This is a genomic window from Gemmiger sp. (genome assembly GCF_057431175.1).
Genome location: NZ_DBMDDV010000008.1, coordinates 20,661 through 40,924, shown reverse-complemented (window position 1 = coordinate 40,924; position 20,264 = coordinate 20,661). Strand labels below are relative to the sequence as shown.

20 protein-coding genes and 1 tRNA gene are annotated in these 20,264 nt (G+C 55.1%); 1 reads left to right on the top strand and 20 read right to left on the bottom strand.

All coding sequences use genetic code 11. The features are described 5' to 3' along the window. The first annotated feature begins 35 nt into the window (after positions 1-35). A tRNA-Arg gene (locus ACZO0A_RS04820) sits at positions 36-112 on the top strand. Positions 113-174: 62 nt separating this feature from the next. Here ACZO0A_RS04820 and ACZO0A_RS04815 read toward each other — a convergent pair. The 20 genes from ACZO0A_RS04815 to ACZO0A_RS04720 form a co-directional block, all read right to left on the bottom strand. After that, positions 175-450, bottom strand: coding sequence for a hypothetical protein (locus ACZO0A_RS04815; protein WP_455489547.1), 276 nt, complete (start codon positions 448-450; stop codon positions 175-177). Beyond that, entirely contained in the window at positions 447-1,622 is a 1,176-nt protein-coding gene (locus tag ACZO0A_RS04810; protein ID WP_486846117.1) for a tyrosine-type recombinase/integrase, read from the bottom strand. Before ACZO0A_RS04810 ends, ACZO0A_RS04815 begins: the two co-directional genes overlap by 4 nt. A gap of 160 nt (positions 1,623-1,782) precedes the next feature. Next, entirely contained in the window at positions 1,783-2,097 is a 315-nt protein-coding gene (locus ACZO0A_RS04805; protein ID WP_486846115.1) for a tyrosine-type recombinase/integrase, read from the bottom strand. A 59-nt stretch (positions 2,098-2,156) separates the two neighbouring features. Continuing rightward, entirely contained in the window at positions 2,157-3,500 is a 1,344-nt protein-coding gene (locus ACZO0A_RS04800) for a relaxase/mobilization nuclease domain-containing protein (protein ID WP_302412298.1), read from the bottom strand. Next, on the bottom strand, positions 3,487-3,756 hold the full coding sequence (locus ACZO0A_RS04795; protein ID WP_412314111.1) for a plasmid mobilization protein: 270 nt from the start codon (positions 3,754-3,756) through the stop codon (positions 3,487-3,489). Before ACZO0A_RS04795 ends, ACZO0A_RS04800 begins: the two co-directional genes overlap by 14 nt. After that, positions 3,753-4,928: an AAA family ATPase gene (locus ACZO0A_RS04790; protein WP_486846113.1), complete on the bottom strand. Its 1,176-nt coding sequence runs from the start codon at positions 4,926-4,928 to the stop codon at positions 3,753-3,755. Before ACZO0A_RS04790 ends, ACZO0A_RS04795 begins: the two co-directional genes overlap by 4 nt. A 950-nt stretch (positions 4,929-5,878) precedes the next feature. Next, on the bottom strand, positions 5,879-6,223 hold the full coding sequence (locus tag ACZO0A_RS04785; protein ID WP_417345387.1) for an HTH domain-containing protein: 345 nt from the start codon (positions 6,221-6,223) through the stop codon (positions 5,879-5,881). Between the two features lie 265 nt (positions 6,224-6,488). Further along, entirely contained in the window at positions 6,489-7,394 is a 906-nt protein-coding gene (locus ACZO0A_RS04780; RefSeq protein ID WP_417345389.1) for a type I phosphomannose isomerase catalytic subunit, read from the bottom strand. A gap of 124 nt (positions 7,395-7,518) precedes the next feature. After that, positions 7,519-9,207 carry a phospho-sugar mutase gene (locus ACZO0A_RS04775; RefSeq protein WP_444067442.1) on the bottom strand — a complete coding sequence of 563 codons (1,689 nt, stop codon included), beginning with the start codon at positions 9,205-9,207 and terminating at the stop codon, positions 7,519-7,521. Between the two features lie 15 nt (positions 9,208-9,222). Next, entirely contained in the window at positions 9,223-11,388 is a 2,166-nt protein-coding gene (locus ACZO0A_RS04770; RefSeq protein WP_417345393.1) for an alpha-galactosidase, read from the bottom strand. Further along, the gene (locus ACZO0A_RS04765) at positions 11,385-12,044 is read right to left on the bottom strand and encodes a DUF624 domain-containing protein (RefSeq protein ID WP_418599998.1); all 660 of its coding nucleotides are present in this window, start codon (positions 12,042-12,044) and stop codon (positions 11,385-11,387) included. Before ACZO0A_RS04765 ends, ACZO0A_RS04770 begins: the two co-directional genes overlap by 4 nt. 129 nt (positions 12,045-12,173) lie before the next feature. Next, positions 12,174-13,358 (bottom strand): glycoside hydrolase family 130 protein, encoded by a 1,185-nt coding sequence (locus ACZO0A_RS04760; RefSeq protein WP_417345397.1) that lies wholly within the window; start codon positions 13,356-13,358, stop codon positions 12,174-12,176. After that, positions 13,345-14,520 (bottom strand): AGE family epimerase/isomerase, encoded by a 1,176-nt coding sequence (locus ACZO0A_RS04755; protein WP_417345399.1) that lies wholly within the window; start codon positions 14,518-14,520, stop codon positions 13,345-13,347. The genes ACZO0A_RS04760 and ACZO0A_RS04755 overlap by 14 nt, the downstream gene beginning before the upstream one ends. A gap of 18 nt (positions 14,521-14,538) precedes the next feature. Beyond that, positions 14,539-15,558, bottom strand: coding sequence for a glycoside hydrolase family 130 protein (locus ACZO0A_RS04750; protein WP_417345401.1), 1,020 nt, complete (start codon positions 15,556-15,558; stop codon positions 14,539-14,541). A 17-nt stretch (positions 15,559-15,575) separates the two neighbouring features. After that, on the bottom strand, positions 15,576-16,442 hold the full coding sequence (locus tag ACZO0A_RS04745) for a carbohydrate ABC transporter permease (protein WP_417345429.1): 867 nt from the start codon (positions 16,440-16,442) through the stop codon (positions 15,576-15,578). Positions 16,443-16,462: 20 nt separating this feature from the next. Further along, entirely contained in the window at positions 16,463-16,894 is a 432-nt protein-coding gene (locus tag ACZO0A_RS04740; RefSeq protein WP_486846110.1) for a carbohydrate ABC transporter permease, read from the bottom strand. After that, positions 16,894-17,469 (bottom strand): carbohydrate ABC transporter permease, encoded by a 576-nt coding sequence (locus tag ACZO0A_RS04735; RefSeq protein ID WP_444067440.1) that lies wholly within the window; start codon positions 17,467-17,469, stop codon positions 16,894-16,896. The genes ACZO0A_RS04740 and ACZO0A_RS04735 overlap by 1 nt, the downstream gene beginning before the upstream one ends. A gap of 76 nt (positions 17,470-17,545) precedes the next feature. Then, a complete protein-coding gene (locus ACZO0A_RS04730) occupies positions 17,546-18,673 on the bottom strand; it encodes an ABC transporter substrate-binding protein (protein ID WP_444067443.1) in 1,128 nt (375 codons plus the stop codon). Between the two features lie 137 nt (positions 18,674-18,810). Then, positions 18,811-18,969, bottom strand: coding sequence for a hypothetical protein (locus ACZO0A_RS04725; protein WP_444067439.1), 159 nt, complete (start codon positions 18,967-18,969; stop codon positions 18,811-18,813). Positions 18,970-19,250: 281 nt separating this feature from the next. Further along, positions 19,251-20,258, bottom strand: coding sequence for a LacI family DNA-binding transcriptional regulator (locus tag ACZO0A_RS04720; RefSeq protein ID WP_444067438.1), 1,008 nt, complete (start codon positions 20,256-20,258; stop codon positions 19,251-19,253). Positions 20,259-20,264 lie beyond the last annotated feature (6 nt).

The following is a 20,264-nucleotide window of genomic DNA, read 5'->3' as shown; positions in this document are numbered from 1 at the left end:
TTGAAATACGCTGTAACGGCGTTTTTCATACATAAGCGATCGTAGCTCAGCTGGATAGAGCGTTCGGCTCCGACCCGGAAGGCCAGAGGTTCGAATCCTCCCGGTCGCACCAAAAAACCTCATTGCGATGTATTTTTTGCAATGAGGTTTTTTGTTTTTGTTAGTGTTTGATTTTCAGAATAATTTTAGCAGCATATCATCTGCCGCGTCCGTGTACTGACCTTTTGCTAATCGTTCATTTCTCAGTCTGTTTATAGTTTTTCGCATAAGGAAAATTTCTTCTGTGGAAAAAGTGGCTTTTTTATCGGTTGGGAGAGAATCAATTTTCAGTATTAGCTTTCCAATTTCTTGTGTGCCATACCCAAGCGCCCTTTGCTGGTAATAGTAAGGTGCGAGAGCTTTCAGCGTAATACTTTTGTTTGCTCTGGTTAATTTGATTTTCTTCATCATAGTCCAATCGCCTTTCCCAACTTTTCCTGCGCCTTGCGCTTGTTTTTGTCAAAGGCGTGGGCATAAATATCCAGCGTTGTACTTGCCTGTGCATGACCCAATAGACTAGCCACCGTGCGGACATCCACGCCTTGTGCAATCAGCAGGCTGGCGTTCGTGTGCCGCAAGCTATGCACATTCAAATCCAGCGGCAAGTTGTTGGCTTTCAAAATCAGCTTGAAGCGATAGGTAAATGTGCAGGGATTCATCGGCTTGCCGTTAGGCTGGCGGAATAAGTAATCATCTTCAGATACGGTTTCGTTCGCGGTTTGCTGCCTATCCCACTCACACTCTTTCCACCACGCCTTGAGTAGCTGGCACATTTCTTTGCTCAAATACACCATACGGTCACCGCTGGTCGTCTTAGGGTCTTTCGTGATGGACTCTTGGTGGCTCAACTTCACGACTCCGCGTTGTACATGAATCGTCCGTTTGCGCCAGTTAATGTCACTCCACTTTAATCCACATGCTTCTCCCCTACGTAGCCCGGTTGCCAGCACCAGCTTGAAATAGGTTTCGTATTTCATACTCTGACCTTCAAACGCTGCAATCAGCTTTTTGACTGTTTCCTCATCTGCTACGGGACGTTCTTTCTTCTGCCCTTTCGGCTTGTAGCATCTCCATGCAGGATTGTGAGTAAGGTATCCCTCGTCCACAGCCGCCGACAGGATGCCGCACAGCGTGTTGTGTAAGCCCTCGACCGATTTTTCGGATAGATTTCCTCTGCCGTCCAGACGTGGTGTGTGCCGCATTTCTTCGTAAAACTCACGGATAACTTCTTTTCGCAAATCTGTCAGCTTGTAGTTGCCCAGCGCCGGCAGTATGCGCCGAACATCCTGCAAATCTCGTTGATATGTAGAGTCTGCCAGCTTCTTCGGTCCAACATCAGTCGCCCAATGCTCAATGTACTTTGCCAGTGTAATGCTTCGGTTGATGGGTTCCGGTGTATGCTGAACCTCTCGTTCAAATAGGATTGCCTGTTCCTTTACCCATTTTTCCGCTTGCTTCGGCGTATACTCCTTGGGTGGCTTGACCGTTTTCTGCACGGATTTCAGCCTGTTGCCCTCGTAGTCATACCCACGAGATACTACAATCAAGTAACTGTTGCTGCCGCGCTTTCTGATAGATGCCATGCTTTGCACGCTCCTTAGTATTATTTTTGACCTGCGGTACTACAAAGCATACCGACAACTGCGACAGAAAGCTATCACCACACCCAACAATCTTTCGCCCTAAAATCTACCTATTACTGACAAAAACGGCACCGCCATCTCTGACGGTGCCGCCTGTTATTTAACCTGCTTTCTTAGGTTTTCTATTCCTATTTTTCATAAATGCAACATAGCATGGATTTTGGCTGTTCAACAAATCCTGCATCAGGTTTGCGGCCTGAAGCTTCACCGCATCCTGTGGGTGGCAGTAGGTGCGCTCCAAGAACGCCGTATCCGCATGACCCAGCAGGGATGCCGCCACCTGTTTACTGGTGCCCTCCTGCAGCAGATAGGTTGCGTAGAAATGCCGCAGGGTGTGCAGGTGGTAATCCTTAGATAATCCGCATTGCTTATACAGTTTACTCAGATGCCGTGTAAAAGTATCCGGGTGCGGCACATGACCGTCTGGGTCTGTAAAAATTGGCTGTTCTCTATGTAAGCCATTGTACCTCCTTGTCAGCGCTGCCGAGAACGATCTCGGCTGCGGGTTTTATTGTTTGTATGTTGATTTCGGTTTTCTTGGTCTATGCGGTTGGATTCGCGTGTTCTTTGGATGCGCTTGATGGCTCCCTCCGCAATTTTATCCTCTTTACGAAGTTCGGCAATTTTGCAGGTCAGCATTGCTCTACGGTCTGCCAGTTCCGGCGGGGCATCCTTTCTGCGCATCTGCTTGACGATTTCCGCCCGCTGTGCGTGAAGAGTTTCTACCTGTTGGGACAAGCCCTTGCGGTAGTCCACAATTGCCTGCAAGGATGGAAACTGGTGGTCGTGGACAAAAGCGTGTTCTGCAAGGATTTTCTCGGTATCTTTCCAGATGCGCTCCAGTTCCGGGCGGTTGATGCGGGGCTGTTGTTTCTTTGGTAGAATACCCAACTGATAGCAGTAGTACAGATACAAACGGTGCATCTGGGATTCCCCAAAGAATACCTCGAAGAAAATTTGGAGGATGCTTCTATTTTCCGTAGGACGATACCGTTTCGGCGTGTTTTGCCGGGGCGGGTGTTTCAACTCATACAGCCTTGGTCCGTACAGCAGGTAGTTCCCGCGCAGTCTGTCATCTATGGTTGCAAGATCGTATTCTTCTCCCAGCCTATAAAGCCGCACGGCTCGACCACCATCCCGCGCCCGGATGGTTGCATATTTTCGGTGTGGATCACTGCCGAAAATATACCCTTGCCGATACAGCGCCCTGTGGAAATCTTCCGGAGTGCTGGCATCCTCACAGGCTTGGTCGATGGCCTCCCGCATCCGGGCATATCGTGCAGGTTCCTTTGACCTGGGCTGCTCCACCACCGACAGACCGTACTCCCGGCACAGCTTGTCGGATGCTGCCCGGAACTCGGCATACTGACTGCGGCGTTGCTCGTATTTCTTGCCGTCCACATACGATACGGAATTGATAACGAAGTGGTTGTGCAGATTGTCTGTGTTCATGTGTGTGGCGACCAGCACTTGGAAACGCTTGCCCCAGACCTTGCGGGCCAGTGCCACGCCAATTTCGTGGCACTGCTCCGGAGTAACCTCCCCTTCGCGGAAACTCTGGTAGGCATGGAGTGCCACCACGCCGTCTGTTTTACCAAAGCGTTCCTGCACCGCCCGCATATCTTCCCATGCGTGGTCCGGTCTGCAATGGATGCCGGTGACAAGCTGGGCGCTCTCGCTCAGCTTGGTCTTGGCATCGTTCTCCGCATAGTGGAGAGTCTGAGCAAGGGCATCGTATTCGGTCTTGTCCGGGTTGGCCGCATAGTCAAGGACGCGCTGCAAGCTGTCCTTGATAGTCCATATCTTAGTTACCGCCAATGAGCAGGTCCCTTATCTCATCTGCACAGGCTGTAATTTTAGCACCGGCACTCGGTTGACAGCTTTCTGCGATTTCATCAAGTTTATCCAATACATTAAACACCTCCGTGGGCGGATGCCCGCCCGGCTCATATCCCAGCGCCCGCTGGCGTAAATACTCTGAGAGTGACAAACCACACTTTCTAGCCAACATCGTCACCTTTTTCTTTTCGGTGACGGTCACTCGGACATTGATTCCAACTGTTCTGTTTCTCATGCGCTCACAGCCTCACAGGGGTTCGGGGCTGTCCCCGTAGGCTTTTCGGCGGGTTGCCCTGTGGCAACACTTCGCCCATGCTTGCTTCCCTCAAGCGCTCCGAGTGACGATGGTGACGATGGTGACGGTCTTTCTGGGATACCCCACCCCGATAATTGAGTTATGTCAATATCATCGTCACCACCGTCACCATCGTCACCATAGAAGTTCAAAAGGCGAACCTTGTTTTTTCGATGGGTTTTATATCGGATGTTTTTCGGTTCAAATACTTTATCAAAATACTTGGCCATATTGTAAGTGAACTGGTTCGGCTTGGCATTTTCAATACCTGCCGCTGCAAGCAACTCGGAGGCTGTTCCCTGCCAGTTTCCGACACTTTCGATGTACTCCACCGCTTTCCACAAGTAATCCGGCACAGCCTTGATCTCTCGTTCCTCTGCGGTTTCTTCATCTTCCAACGTCCAGACGCAGTGTTCCTCACGCAAATGCAGCGTTCTATCGTCCATATCGCGTCCGGTAAGCAAAATGTCAGCAGTTTGGCTCATTCGCTTGCGCTGCATAACCCAGCTGGTATCTGCCACACCCATAAGACCTGTGGAGCCTGAAATCTGGTCAAATGGGTCGGATGCAGTTTGCTTGCGCAAGTGGTGAATCAGCAATATGCAGATGCCATACTTGTCGGCAATCTTTTTCAATGCCCCCGCTTCTTTATAGTCGTTTGCATACATCCCGCCGTTTCCATCGCTCACACGCACTTTTTGAAGTGTATCGATGACAATCAAGCCAACATCGCAGTATGTATGAATCAAAGATTCTACCTGTTCCTCTAAGCCCTGTCCGATGCTGGGGCATTCTGTTTGGAGAATCAGACGCTCTGGGGCATCTCCGCCGTCGATAAGCTGAAAAATGCGGTTTTGCAAACGATTAAATGTATCTTCCAGCGAAAAATAAATCACGGTGCGTGGCTCTATTTCTCGATTCCAGACAGGATTACCCTGCGCGATCTGCAAACACAGCCACAAGGTCAGCCAGCTTTTGCCCGCCTTGCTGGGGCCTGCGAACAGCGCCAGTCCTGCCGGGAGCAGACCGGGAACAATCCACTTTACGGGCGGCAGCGGCGTTGAGAGGAGTTCTTCTGCGGTAATAGATTTCGGAAGTTTCGTAAAAGTCATTTGCATCATCCCTTCTTGTTTGATATATATCTATTATCTCATAGTATCGTAATTTTGTGTGTAGTAAGTTTTACTCTCTAGTGTTAAGTTGTACGGCTCATGCCGTCCCACAGCCCCACATACGCGCCAAACGGCGGGTTTGCGGGTGATGTCGCGTCCGTGTGCGATACGGAGCATCCGCCCCACACAGGGCGCGTTTGGACGAAATGTGAGAGTGAATCAGATTTGATTCACTTTTTCGGTTTTACCTCCCCAGAGTGAATCAGTTCTGATTCACTTTGGCGGTCCTCGTGCGTATTTCACACAATCTCTCAGAATTGGTCTAATCATAAGTTCACTACCTTTCCGTGTTGTATCGTTATTCTGTGTAACCCTCTTGAATACACTTTCCGGAGGAGAAAAAAGAGCCCGGAGGACCTTACCGATTTGGTAAGGTCCTCCGGGCTCTTTATATATTTTCTCTGTTCTATCCGGGCGTGAGGGTACACTTTCCCCGCAAATCTTGATGTAAATTCAATAAAAATCAAATACTGCGCGTAATAGCGTCAATCACACGGTCATGTAAATAATAAAAGAGACCGTGTACATCAAAATAAATGCTGAAGAAAAATGTCTAATTTGCCGCTCGCCCCCAGACTTGGGAACATAACAGGCAAGCCGCTGACGACGACCGTACACTGACTCTGCAAGGATCTTACTGATTCCAATCCCTGCGCGGTCACCCCATCTGAAGCTGTGGGGCATCTGGAGTATCATTATGTTCTCTCCCCGCCGTGGGTTGGGGTCTGCCTTGACCTTGCTGTGCGCCCCACCGGGAAAGTAAAGTACCTGTTATGCTGTGTATTCAATTGTAAAGGTGCTGGTACGGAGTAAATCCGTGTGATTAGTATACATCACAGATTAGCAGTCGGTCAATAGTAAGTGCTAATTGTTTACACGCCATTCACAATTCACGGTGACAATCCGCCTATGATGGATTTCATAAGCAGGGCTTGTTCATCATCCAAAACACTGCACACATCCATCAGAAGTTCCCGCTGATGTACTGTCAGCCATCGCTGCTGCAAGCGACTCGAATCCAGTATGAACACTCCTCCACCCGCACCTATCTTTGTATAAATAGGATATTCCAATTCCAGTATCCGAATATCATTGCGGATCGTATGGGAACTTACATTAAATTCAAAGGCGAGATTACCAACGGTATCGCTTTGCCGTTCATATAAAACCGCTATCAGCTGTCTGCGGCGTTCATAAAGTGATAATTTTGGATTCAAATACACCTTTGGAATCATATCGCCTCCCACTATTTCACGCTGCTAAATCAGGCGACTTTCAATGCTCATGTATAAAAAGACTGCTGTTAGGTTCTTTTAAAACACAACCCGAATCCATATTCGTAGTAATTTCCGGCACTATCCCTGTACGCATAAGTCTTTCCGTTTTCATCTTTAAGCCGCTCCGGCATATACAGGTCTTTGTCAAAGCCCGGCACATCATTAAGGCTAACACAAACTGCATCTGCATTTAAAACCGCTTTTTCGACTGGTGGATGTTTCTTCAGACGCGGGTCACAAGGGTCTGGCAGTTGCCCTGCACAGTGTAATGGCCGCTGTTCGCGGGCAGGAAATAACTTTCGCCTTTTTGGACACTGACGGTTTCGCCGCCGCAGGTCAATGTGCCGGCACCATCGGTGATGAGCAGCGATACAAAGGATTTTTCATCAGCTGTACCGTTGAAATCCCCGTTTTTGACATCAACGGTAAAATACTCGCACTGGGCAAGATGACCGCCGAAATCCTGCTTCTGCGGCGGGGTGCGCAGGGTCACGTCCAGCGCCTTTTCAATGTGCAGCGCGCGGGGCTTGCCGTCCGCACCCACGCGCCCGTAATCGTACACGCGGTACGTCACGTTGGAGTTCTGCTGCACCTCGGCAATGACGATGCCTTGGCAGATGGCGTGCAGCGTGCCGGACGGGATAAAAAAGCAGTCCCCTTTATGTACCGGCACGGCGTTCAGCACCTCGGTCAGGGTATTATTTTTGATACGCTCCGCAAACTCTTCTTTGGAGATTTCGTGGTCAAAGCCATAATACAGGTGCGCCCCCGGCAAACAGTCCAGCACATACCACATCTCGGTTTTGCCATACTGATGTTCTTTTTCGAGCGCGTACTCGTTGGACGGATGCACCTGAACGGACAGGTTCTGCTTGGCGTCAATAAATTTTGTCAGAATCGGGAACTGCTCAAACTTGTCGCAGTCGGAGCCAAGGCAGCCGGGGTGCGCCGCAACATACGCCGCCAGCTTCGTGCCGTCGGGCAGGTAGCTTGCTCCGTCCGGGTGGCAGGACAGCACCCACGCTTCCGCCAGCGGGTCAAGGTCGCTCTTGATGCCGAAATCGGTGCGCAGGCGGCTGCCGCCCCATAGATAATCCTTGCAAGTGGGGGTCAGTTTCAGAACAGGCATACAAATACCTCCTATTATACAATATTCGTTGTATCGTACTTTATCTTGAAAAAAGGGTACAACAAAATCTGCCCCCGCCATTTGCGGCGGCAGGAGCAGGACTATATAGATAAAGCAGTATGGATTATTGTTGCTGCATCAGCCGGGCGGCAGCTTGGGACAATGTCTGGTTTACGGCATCGGCTTCTGCCTCGCTCTCGCCCACAGCGGACAGGTAGACCTTGATTTTCGGCTCGGTGCCGGAGGGACGCACCATCAGCTTATGCCCGCCCGAAAGGCGGTATTCCAACACATTGGCACGGGGCAGCCCGGTGCCGGCGGTATCGTAATCGACACAGCTTTCCACGGCATAGCCCGCCAGCGCGGTGGGGGCATCGGTGCGCAGGTTCTGCATCAGCTTCTGCATCGTGTGCATACCGCGCTCGCCCTCAAAGGTAAAGCTGCACAGCGCGTTGCGGTAGTAACCGAACTCCTTGTACAATGCCTCGATGGCGTCCAGCAGCGTTTTGCCCTGACGGGCGTACCAAGCCGCTGCTTCACAGACAAGCAGTGTGGCATTGACGGCGTCCTTGTCGCGGACATGCGCGCCGGACAGGTAGCCGTAGCTTTCCTCAAAGCCGAAGATATAGCGGTCAGGATGCCCCTCGGCCTCCAGCTTGCCGATCTGCTCACCGATGAATTTGAAGCCGGTCAGGGTGCGGCGCAGCTCGACACCGTACTTTTTCGCAACCGGCGTTGCCATATCGGTGGAAACGATGGTCGTTACCGCCACGGGGTCGGCGGGCATGGTTCCCTGTGCCAGACGGGTGCGGCAGATGTAGTCTAGCAGAAGGGCGCCCATCTCATTGCCGGTGATGAGCCGGTAGCCGCCCTTGCCGTCCGGCACGGCGGTGCCGCAGCGGTCACAGTCGGGGTCGGTGCCCAGCAGCAAATCAGGGTGGACTTTGTCGCAAAGTTCCAAGCCTTTCTGCATAGCTTCGCGGATTTCCGGGTTCGGGTAAGGGCAGGTCGGGAAGTCACCATCGGGCTTTTCCTGTTCAGGCACAACGGTCACATGGGTGACACCGAGTTTTTTCAGCAGCTTGGAAACACATTCCAGACCTGTGCCGTTCAGCGGGGTGTAGACGAGCTTGAGCGCATCAATGCCCGCGCCGTCGCCCACGCGCAGGTCGTAGACCGCCTGCACAAAATCATCCAGACAGGTATCGTCAATGCCAACGATTTTCCCCGCTGCGGCGGCAGCGTCAAAATCTGCCAGCCGGACATCGTCAAAGCAATCAATTTTTTCGATAGCTGCCAGAATTTTCTCGGCAGCCTCCAAGGTAATTTGGCAGCCGTCTGCGCCGTAGACCTTGTAGCCGTTGTACTTGGCAGGGTTGTGGCTGGCGGTCACACAAACGCCAGCGCCGCAGCCGAGATACCGCACCGCCCACGAAAGCGCCGGGGTGGGTTCCAGCCGGGGGTACATATAGGCCGTGATGCCGTTGGCTGCCAATACACGGGCAGCCTCGCGGGCGAACAGCTCCCCATTATGGCGGCTGTCGTGGGCGATGGCGACCTTTTTGGGCAAGTCGCTTGCGTTCAGGTAGTCCGCCAGCCCCTGTGTTGCCTTGCGCACGGTGTAAAGGTTCATACGGTTAGTGCCTGCACCGATGACCCCGCGCAGACCGCCGGTACCGAATTCTAAATCGCGGTAAAAGCGGTCGGTAATGGCGGCGTCATCGTCTGCGATGCCGGCAAGCTCCTGCCGCACGGCGTCATCCAACGCGGGCTGTGCCAACCAGCGGGCATACAGTTCCTTGCAGTGATCCATTCGGAACATCTCCTTTTATACTTGTTTCAGGTACCAGATTTTTGACGGCACCTCGCCGTAATCACCGGGCAGAGGCAGCCCCAGCGTTTGCAGCACAAAGCCGCTGCAGGTTTCGGTGGTTTCGCCGTCGGTGACGGTGTAAACAGCGGATTCGTCCAGCCCCTGCAGAACAAGGCGCGGGCAATGCCCGCCACTGCCCGCCAGTGCCGTACCTACGGCAAAGACGGCGGCTTCCACCTTGTCGGGGCTGACCGTCATCCATGCCGCGCCTAGGTTGGCGGCATCGGGGTTGACAAGGCGGTACAAATCGCCGCCGCGCAGCAGTGCGCCGTGGGCGCGATACCATGCAATAAACGGCGTTAAATCGTCCAGTTCTTTCCGGGAATAGGCGGTCAGATCCAGCTCGAAGCCAAATGTGCCAAACAATGCCATCGCCATACGCGCCTGCGGGGCGGAAATATGTCCCGTGCAGTGGTTGGGTACGGTGGAAAAGTGCGCGCCCATCGTGCAGCCGGGGTAAAACAGCCCGGTGCCGTACTGGATGCTCATTCGGGCGCGGGCGTCGGTGTTGTCACTGCACCAAATCTGCGGGCTGAAATACAGCATACCGCAGTCAAACCGCGCCCCGCCCCCGGCGCAGTTTTCCAGCAGAAGGTCGGGGTAAGCTTCGGTCAGGCGGCGCTGCAATTCGTAAACGCCCAGCACATAGCGGTGGTAAACCTCACCCTGCCTTGCGGTGGGCAGTGCGGCGCTGTACACATTGGCAAGGCTGCGGTTCATATCCCATTTGAGATAGCGGATGGGGCAGGAATCCAGCACCGCCTGCAGCTGTGCCCAGATGCCGTCCACAACCTCAGGGCGGGAGAAATCCAGCGTATACTGGCGGCGGATGGAAACGGTTTCGCGGTGGGGTATCTGCAGCGCCCAGTCGGGGTGCGTGCGGTAAAGATCACTGTCGGGGCTGATGGCCTCCGGCTCGACCCAAAGGCCGAAATCAAGCCCAATATCGTTGATCTTTTTGCATAAGCCCGGCAAACCCCCGGGCAGCTTGGCGGGGTCTGCGACCCAGTCTCCCAGACTGGTGCTGTCATCGTTGCGCCCCTGAAACCAGCCGTCGTCCAGCACAAACAGGTCGATGTCGGCCTGTTTGGCGGCGCGCGCCAGCTGCAGCAGACGCTGCTCATCAAAGGTAAAATAGCAGGCTTCCCAGCTGTTGATCAGCACTGGGCGGGGCGTCTGCGGGTCAGCCCACGGTCGGCGCAGAAGATGGCGGCGGATCGCCGTGTGGAACCGCCGGCTCATCTCGCCAAGTCCCTGCCGACTGTACACAAAGGCCGCCTCGGGGGCAGCAAAGCTCTGTCCCGGTGCCAGTGTCCATGCAAAGTGATAGGGGTGGATGCCCAGCAGCAGTCGGGTACCGGCCTCACAGCTTTCGGCGGTCAGCGCAAAGTTGCCGCTGTATACCAGCAGCGCGCCCCATGCCTCGCCCTGCGTTTCGTTGGCGTCTGGTGTACAGAGAATCGCCGCCGGGTTGTGGGCGTGACCGGGAATGCCGCGCACCGAGCTGATGGTCTGCTCGCCGGGACGCAAGGGGGCGCGGTGGGGTGTGCGTTCCCCGGCCCAGACGCCATCGGTGGTGATAAGCTCCAACGGGCGCGGGGAAAAATCCAAGCAAGCGCTTGCCGCCCTGCGTAAAATCAGCGGCGCACTACTGGTGTTGGTCAGGACGGCGGCACGGGTAATGAGGTCGCAGTCCGGATACACAGCATACCAAAGCTCGACCTGCAGACCGGCGGCGTCCCGCAGCGTAATGCAAAGGCTCTCGGCGTTTGCATCTTGCCGAAAAGCAGGCAGAGCGGGCAGGCTGTACTTGCCGGGCAAGATCTTGTGGGATGCGTACCGCAAATCGGCAGCTTCGGTGCCATCGGCGTACTCCGGGCAGACGGCGCAGCAGCGATTGTCCGCCGTGCCGGGGGCAGGGTATTCCAACGGCAGCAGGTCAGGCCAACAGCCAGGATCGGTGTGCGGGGCACGCGGTTCGGCCATATCAGGGCAGCTGTCAGGCAGACGCCGCCCGTACCATGTGTGCAGCAGCCGACCGTCGGCATCTGTTTTCATCTGATAGCTTGTGTGCGGGGTAGAAAGCGTAAAGATCTTGGCAGCAGCGTCATAGCGAATCATGGGTTTTCCTCCCTGTCAAGATAGTAGTTGTTTTTGTGCTCAAGTTCGGTCACGGCGGGGCGCATGGCGCGGGCAATACACCACGCGGACGCACCGGGCAAAACGAACAGCCAAAACGGCAGCAGGTAGAAAAAGAGCGCGGGTGCGCCTGTTAAAACCGCCCAAGGCAGAACCGCAAGCAGCAGGGTCAGCAGCGCTGCCCGCGGGGTGCGCAGCGCCAGCACAAGACCGTTTTTCAGCGCATCCGCGCTTTTTCTGTAGGTGAAACGCGCCAGCAGCGCCAGTCCCCAGCTAAAGCTCAGCACCCAGACGAGTGTCGCCGCAACGGCTGCGCCGCGCAAAAGCCCGCCCCACGGCGCGGGGATGCGCCCGCCGTACCAGCCGTCCAGCACCAGCAGCAGCGCCAGTGCCAGCATCGGCAGCCAGAGGACCGTCGCCTGCCGGAAATCGCGCCGAAACGCCTTGCAGAAATCGCGGCAGACGGCGTAGTCCTGCCCGGCTGCCATCTTATGGGCAACCGCAAACACCGACAATGTCGCCGCACCGGCTGTCACCACAGGCAGGCAGCCGATGACCCACAGTACGCTGAGCATGACCCAGTCCCCGATAAGCGCCATTGTGCGGAAAAACCAATTGTCGATGTTGAGCTTTTTCATGGTGTAAGTTCCCCATAAATACACCGTAGGGGCGAGGCCTGCCTCGCCCGGTCGTGTTCCAAACCGCAAGCCTTACGATATGGCAGACGGCCGGGCCGGGCATGCTCGGCTCCTACCGGTTGCTTATTTTTATTTCTTCAAAAATTCCAGATTCTTTTCAATCAGCGCCACCCGCTGCGCCACGCAGTCGCGGCTGCGCAGCGGGTCGGCGGGGGTATTGAAGGCGAAGTCCAGCATTTTGTCCACCGTGGTCGTGGCCACATGCAGGCGGGTGTCACTGGCCGCATAATAAATATACACCTTGCCGTCATCGTCCGCAATGGCACCGTTGGTAAACACAACGTTGGACACATCGCCCACGCGCTCCCAGCCGCGGGGGGCAATCAGGAACCCGGACGGCTCGGCAATGACCTTCCACGGTTCCTTGAGGTCGGTCACAAAAACATAGATGACATACCGCAGCCCTGCCGCCGTGTTGCGCACGCCGTGGGCAATGTGCAGCCAGCCCTTGTCGGTTTTGATGGGGGTCGCACCCTCGCCGTTCTTGGCTTCGGTGATGGTGTGGTAGCGGCGGGCGGAGGTGATGATCTCCTCATCCACAACGGCGTGGGTAATGTCGCTGCAAAGCCCAAAGCCGATGCCTCCGCCGGAGCCGGTGTCGATGAAGTCGTCCATCGGGCGGGTAAAGAAAGCATATTTGCCGTTGACAAACTCCGGCAGCAGGTCCACGTTGCGCTGCTGCGGGCTGCGCTTGGTGACAAGGTTGGGCAGGCGCTCCCATGTTTTCAGATCCTTGGTTCGCACAATACCGGCAGCTGCCACGGCGGCGCTGAGGTCAGGGTTGGCGGTATCCTTGCTCTCGGAGCAGAAGATGCCGTAGATATAGCCGTCCTCATGCTGGGTCAGGCGCATATCGTAGACGTTGGTTTCCTCGGGGCAGGTGTCGGGCAGCTCAATGGGCTTGTCCCAAAAGCGGAAGCCCTCCACGGGGGAGTCGCTTTCCGCCACGCCGAAAAAGCTCTTGCGGTCGTTGCCCTCGATGCGGGCTACCAGATAATACTTGCCGTTCAGCTTGATGGCACCCGCGTTGAACACGGCGTTGACGCCCAGACGCTCGATAAAATAGGGGTTGGTTTTGGGGTCAAGGTCAAAGCGCCATTCCAGCGGGATCATCTCGCGGGTCAGCACGGGGTTTTGCCAGCGGTCATAGATGCCGTTGTAAAAATCCTCGTCAACGGCGTTGCGGCGGGTCAAAAGCGCCTCCAGTTTGGCTTTTTGGCGCGCGTATTCGGGATGCAGTTCACACTTGGACATCGGGGTCCCTCCTCATAAGTTCCAGACACATACGCCCGTTGTGATAGGGGCATTTCCACGGTTCTACGATTGGTTTTTGGGCAGGCACGCCGTTTTCATCGGTCTGCCAGAACCACTCGCTGCCGGGGCGGGGGTCAACCATCTTGTCGCAGATAAAGTGATAAATATCTGCGGCAGCGGCGGCGTATTTGGGGTCATGGGATTTCTCCCACTCGTTCACAAAGCCCAGCACACTTTCCGCCTGTACCCACCACACGCGGGTGGTGTTTACCGTGCCGCGCTCGCACTCGTTGGCGACGCTGTGTTTGGTGTAGGCAATTTCATAAATGTGCTGTGCCAGATCGCTGTCAACTTTTTTGATGGAAGCGGTCAGCTTTTCATCACCCAGCAGCCTTGTACCCCAGTCGATGAGCCAGCTCGTCTCAATGTCGTGGCCGTAGCTGTACAAATCAATCAGGCTGTTATAGTCGTGGTCAAAGAACACCAGCTGGCGGTGCAGCTCCGGGCTGTAAATTTTGGTTACATAGATGTCCAGAATCCGCACCAGCGCGGTGCGCACCTCGTCAGAGGGGGCGGCTTCGTAAAGACCGGCGTAGCCTTCAAAAACGTGTAACAGGGTGTTCATCGTGCGGGTCGCCATCACGCCGTTTTCCGACAGCTTTTCGTTGCTTTCGGGCTGCCAGTCGATGGTGAAAGCCTCCAGATAGCCGCCCGCATCGGTGCAGTGGCTCTCGATTGCCTCAAACAGGCTGCGCGCCAAAGCCAGCGCGTCGGCGTTTTTCGTCAGCCGATAGTAGGCGGACAGCGCATAGATGGCAAACGCCTGATTGTAGGTGTGCTTGGTGGTGTCCAGCGGCTTGCCGTCGTAGGTCACGCTCCAGTACACACCGCCGTTTGTGCGGTCCACGCAGTGCTGCGTCATAAAACGGTAAGCGTGATCCGCCTCGGCGCGCAGATCCTCGCGCCCGGTTGCCAGCGCCGCCGATGCAAAGAACCACAAAATGCGGCTGTTTAAGATGCAGCCCTTCTCGGCGGTCTTGTCAAGCTGCAAATCAAAGTCCATATAGCCGTAGTAGCCGCCGTTTTCGTCGTCCCGCAGGTTTTTCCAAAAGGGTACGATGCCGTTTTCCAGCATCGCCTGCGCTGCTTGTGCTATGCGCATAAGTCCTTTCCCCCTTTATCAGCGGATGCCGATTTCCTTGTCGGTTTCGTTGGCGTTGTCGTTATTCTTGATGTATTGCACGACCTCGTCCACAGTGGTAAACGCCATACCGACATAGGAGTCCGCGCAGCCGTAGTAGATGGCAATGCGCCCGGTGTCGGCATCCTGCAGGGTCGCGCAGGGGAAGCAGACGTTCGGCACAAAGCCGCGCTCCTCGTAGTCGGTTTCGGGCGTCAGCAGGAAATTGCCGCAGCGGTACAGTACCTTGCTCGGCTCATCGCGGTCAAGGATGGCACCGCCGATGGAGTAGACAAAGCCGTTGCAGGTGCCGGTAACGCCGTGGTAGAACAGCAGCCAGCCCTCGCTGGTTTCGATGGGGGCTGCGCCGCCGCCGATTTTCACGCTCTCCCACCAGTTGGAGCCCTTGCTCATCACATGGCGGTGACGACCCCAGAATTCCATATCGGGGCTTTGGGAGAGGAAAATATCGCCGAACGGCGTATGACCGGAGTCGGACGGGCGGGACAGCAGTGTGTAGTAGCCGCCGATCTTGCGCGGGAACAGCACCGCGTTGCGGTTGAAGGGAATGAACGGGTTTTCGATGCGGGTAAAGGTCTTGAAATCGGTGGTTTTCGCCATACCGATGGACGCACCGTAGAAATCCTGGCACCAGATAATATAGTAGGTGCCTTCGATCTCGACAAGGCGCGGATCGTAGGCATAAACCGGCATAAACGGCTCGCCCTTTTCGTTCACAAAGGGAATTTTATCCTTGTCAAAATCCCAGTGGATGCCGTCGGCGCTGCGTCCCAGATAGATATACGGGATGCCGTTGACCTGCTCGCCGCGGAAAACACCGATGTACGCGCCCTGATAGGGCACCACGGCAGAGTTGAAGATGCGCGCCACGCCGGGCAGCGGGTTGCGCCCGATAACGGGGTTTTCGGTATAGCGCCAAACAGGGGCGCTGCAGGAGGCAGGCTTTTCCTGCCAGGGCATATTCGGCAGTGCGCCGCAGTACAGTTTTACAGTAGACATATTGGGTCACTCCTCTATTATTCTTTTACCGCGCCGGCGGCCATGCCGCTGTAGATCTGATCCTGACACAGCAGGAAGATGATCAGCGCGGGGATGATGGTGATGATAACACCGGCACAGATGTAGTTATACTGGCTGCCCATAGGGCCGGAGAAAACATACAGGCTGGTGGAAACGACCTGATACTTGTTTTTGTCCTGCAGGTACAGGTTTGCCATATAGTACTCGTTGTAGGTGCTGACACCTTTCAGGATAGCGCTGGTCACAACAGCGGGCTTGAGCAGCGGCAGCAAAATTTTGAAGAACACGCCGAAGTAGCTGCAGCCGTCCAGAATGGCGCTTTCGTCCAGACTGACTGAAAGGTTCTCAAAAAATTGCAGGAAGATGTAAATGGTGATAACGTCGGTACCCATCATCAGCAGCATATAGCCGGGCAGCGAGTTGACAAGGTGCAGCGCCGTCATGATCTGATAGACGGTGACCTGCGTGGCGATGCCGGGAATCAGCGTGGCGATCATAAACAGGTTGCGGATCAGGCCGTTGCCGGGAAACTTAAAGCGGTTCAGCACATACGCCAGCATCGAGGAGATCATAATGGAGCCTGCCAGCACGCAGACCAGCACCAAAAAGCTGTTCAGGAAGGCGTGTCCCATATCGGCCTTCTGCCATGCGGTGATGAAGTTATCGAAGTTCAGCCAGCTTTTGGGCGGGGTCATCACGTTGGTGTTGTTGTACTCATCCACCGTTTTGAACGCCGTGACGACACAGGACACAATGGGCACCAGCGCAATGAAGGCGGCAAAAATCAGCAATGCATATTTGCAGATGTTGAGGATAACATTTTTGATTTTATAAGAAACGGAATCGTTCTTTTTTGTTACCATAGCCATAACCGTTTCCCTCCTTATTCCTTCGCCGGGCGGGCGCTCATCGCCTTGGCGGCGGTGTTCTGCTCGGTGGTTACCGTCAGCTTGACCGGGCGGCTCTCCGCCTTTTCCATCATGTGCTGCACCCACTTCTGCACATAGGTCACGATCATGATGAGTACCAGCAGGACAACTGCCATCGCGGAGGCAAGACCGACCTTCTGGTCAGTGTGGGCGAGCTTATCCATAACAACAAAGTAGGTCGATGTGCCGAAGCCGCCGCCCGTGACAACGTAGGGCATCTCGAAGGCGGACAACGCACCGGAAACCGAGATGATGAGGTTCAGCACCACGATGGTGCGGATGGATGGCAGAATGATGTCCTTAAAGCGGTGCCATGCGTTGGCGCCGTCAATTTCGGCGGCCTCGTACAGAGTGGCATCCACCGAGGCGATTGCACCGATGAACATCACGATGTTCTGCCCGACGTATTTCCAGACCGAACACGCCACCAGCACAATTTGTTGATGGACTCATCGCGCAGCCAGTACGGCAGCGTTTCAGGGTTGAAGCCCACCCAGGAGAGCAGTGTGTCCAGCACAAAGCCGTGGGTGAAGAAGAACTTGAAGATAAAACCAACCGAAATGCCGCAAATCAGGCACGGGAAGTAGAGCGCACCGCGGAAGAACTTGCCGCCCTTGACCTTGAAGCTCAAAATCGTGGCGAACAGCAGCGCAAGCGCCATCTGCACGACCGAACCGACCATATAATAGAGGCTGAGCTTGAGGGCTTGGAAACAGTCCTTGCGGGTAAAGACATCAATGTAATTCTGCAGCCCCACAAAGGTACGCCGTCCGATGTACTTCATTTTAAAGAAAGAGAACTCCACCATCTTGAAGAACGGCAGATAGGTGAACATGAAAAGCAGCAGCAGCGGCAGCACCAGAAAGACCACCGTGCAGATAATCTGCTGCCCGCGCATACTCTTGCACCATTCGAGAAAGCTCTTTTTGGGCTTTGCAGTGGCTTGAACAGGTGTACTCATAGGTTTTCCTCCCTCTGAGATTTTCCACAAAACAAGGGGCGGGGTCATCCCCCGTCCCTTAGGCTTACAAGGTTATTTATGCCTTGGGGGCGTATTTTTCAACGGCCTTGCCCCAAGAATCGTCCCAGTCGGCCACGATGTCATCGAGAGTCTCGTCCCCGTTGACGGCAGCCTCAACCACACGCTGCACATGTGTCTCGTCAGCGTTCAGGGCCAGCTCAGCCTCCTGTTTGACATTATCGGCAAGGTCAGCGATCTCGCTGGGAGCAGTAGTATCCTCAACCAACTCCATACCGTCAAAGGCAGCGAGGGTTTCGGGGTATTCCTGGCTCTTCAGAACGGGAACACCGCCTTGGTCGTAAGAGAAGTTGCTGGACTCGCTGAACCACTTGATGTACAGCTCGGCAGCGAGCTTGTTGTCGTCAGAGATGTTCTTGTTGACACCGAAGCAGTAGTCAGCACCGGCGGAGGCGTACTGCGTACCGTTGACGGTGATGGGGAACGGCATATAGGCGATGTCCGAAGCATGGTCACCTGCATCCTGCATCTGCACGACCGCCCAGCTGCCCAGAACCATAGCACCGATCTGACCGTTGTTGATCATGGGCTTGCAGCCCTCCCAGTCGGTCGTGGTGGGGTCATCCTCGGTCAGACCGCGCTTCACAGCCTCGTACAGGGTGTAGTAAACGGCGTAGGGACCGCTCTGGGCATCACCGGTGGGGACACCGGGAGCAAACGGGTCAGCGGTCTGGGGCATCGTGATGTTCATCCAGTCGGCATCGCCGGTAGCGCCGCCGCCGATGTAGGCATCCCAGGCACTCATCGTCCAGCCTGCGGCGTAGTTGGTGTACAGGGGGATGGCATCGGTGTTGTCCTTGATCTTCTGCAGTGCATCAAGGAACTCATCAGGGGTGGTAGGCAGCTTGTCGATACCGGCCTTCTCAAAGACGGCCTTGTTGTAGACGATGCCCTGCACATTGCCGGTGGAGGGGATGCCGTAGACCGTGCCGTCAAAGGAACGGTTGCTGGCGAAGTTGTAGTCGTTCTCAATGTCGGAAACACTGCACAGCGGCTCAAAGTAATCGCCCAGTTCGGTCAGGGGGATGGTGGTGGGCACCATGCAGATGTCGCCCCAGTCATTGCTGGTCAGGCGGGTGGTCATATCGTTGGCGTAGTCGGTCATGCCCTCATACTTGATGGAGATGTTGGGGTAGATGGCATTGAACTCGGAGATGTACTTATCAAAGGTGCCGTCCTCGATCAGGTCAGTGCGCTGGGTCAGGATCTTCAGGCTGGCGGTCAGGTCGGTGCCGTCAGTGCCAACGGTCAGCTTGCTGTAGTTCAGGCCATCTGCAGCTCAGTCGTGGCGGCAGAGGATGCCTCGGTACCGGTAGAGGCGGTTGAAGCAGTGTCTGCGGCAGAAGATGCAGCGCCGCCGCAGCCTGCCAGCAGTGCGGCGGACATGGCACCGGCCATACCCATTGCGATAAGCTTTTTCATAATGCGTTTTCCTCCTTAAGAAAAGCAGTTTCATTGGCGGAGTACCCCTAAACATTCGCTCTTGTTTCCGCATCGCTCGCGTCCGTTTAGCTAACTCCCGATTGCATATTTAGTATATAATTTTCTTTCGTTTAAGTCAATATGTTAGCTAAAAGTTTCTTAAACTTGGGAAATCGCGCAAATTTCGTGGTTTCTGACTATGCAAAACGACAACAAAAACGCTCGAAATATGGCAAAACGCAAGCTAAACGAATTATTTAGCCTGCGTTTAAGTTAAATACTTAATCCTGCTTGGCGGTGGACTCGCGCACGACCAACGCTCCCGGCACCATAATGGTAGGGGCAAGGCTGTGCTTTCGTGCCATCTTACGGCGCATCTGATCCACGACAGCGGCCGCCATGCTGTCCACATCCACGCGGTAGCTTGTCAACGGCGGATCGCAGATGGTGGAATATCGGAAATCGTCATATCCTGCCACGGCCACATCCTGCGGCACCCGGTATCCGGCACGGCGCAGTGTCTCGACCAGATTGTAGGCAACCTCATCGCAGCTGCAGACAAATGCCTGCGGCATCTGCTGCGGCAGCGTAAGCGGGATAAACCGTCCGTCCGCACCGCGGTCCTCAAGCCGCCAGTCGGCGCGCGGCTCAAGACCGGCGCGCAGCAATGCCTTGGTGTAGCCGAGATAGCGATCCATGATTGAACTGGTCGCATTGACACTGCCCACAAAGGCAATCTCCCTGCGCCCGGTGCGCAGAATAGTTTCGGTCAGCTGATACGCGCCGCTGACATTGTCGGACAGCACACAGTCTGCCGCGATCGCATCATCGTAGAAATCAAGCAGCAGGAACGGCAGGCCGCTCTGCGCAGCAGTGGACATATACCGGCGGTCGATCTCCCCCATAAAAATCAGTCCGTCCACCTTGCGGTTGACCAAAAAGGTAGGCATCGTACAGCTTTGCTCCGCCTGAGGGAAGACGATTTCCATCGCCACGCTGATGCCCTGCGGTGCGCTGTGCTGCAAAATAGCGCGGTACAGATTGGAATAGAATGTATTTTCGTTAAAAAAGTGATCTGCCACCAGCACGCCGATGATCTGTCCGCCGGTCTGCTGCGTGGCCGTCGCCTTGGCAGCAGGTGAACGGTAGCCCAACTCCTCCGCCGTGGAGAGTATTTTGGCGCGCATCTCCTCGCTTACGCCGTCTTTGCCGGCCAGCGCCTTGGACACCGATACGATGCTGATGCCTAATTTTTCGGCAATATCCGCCATCCGGACACCCTTTGCCATACGCAA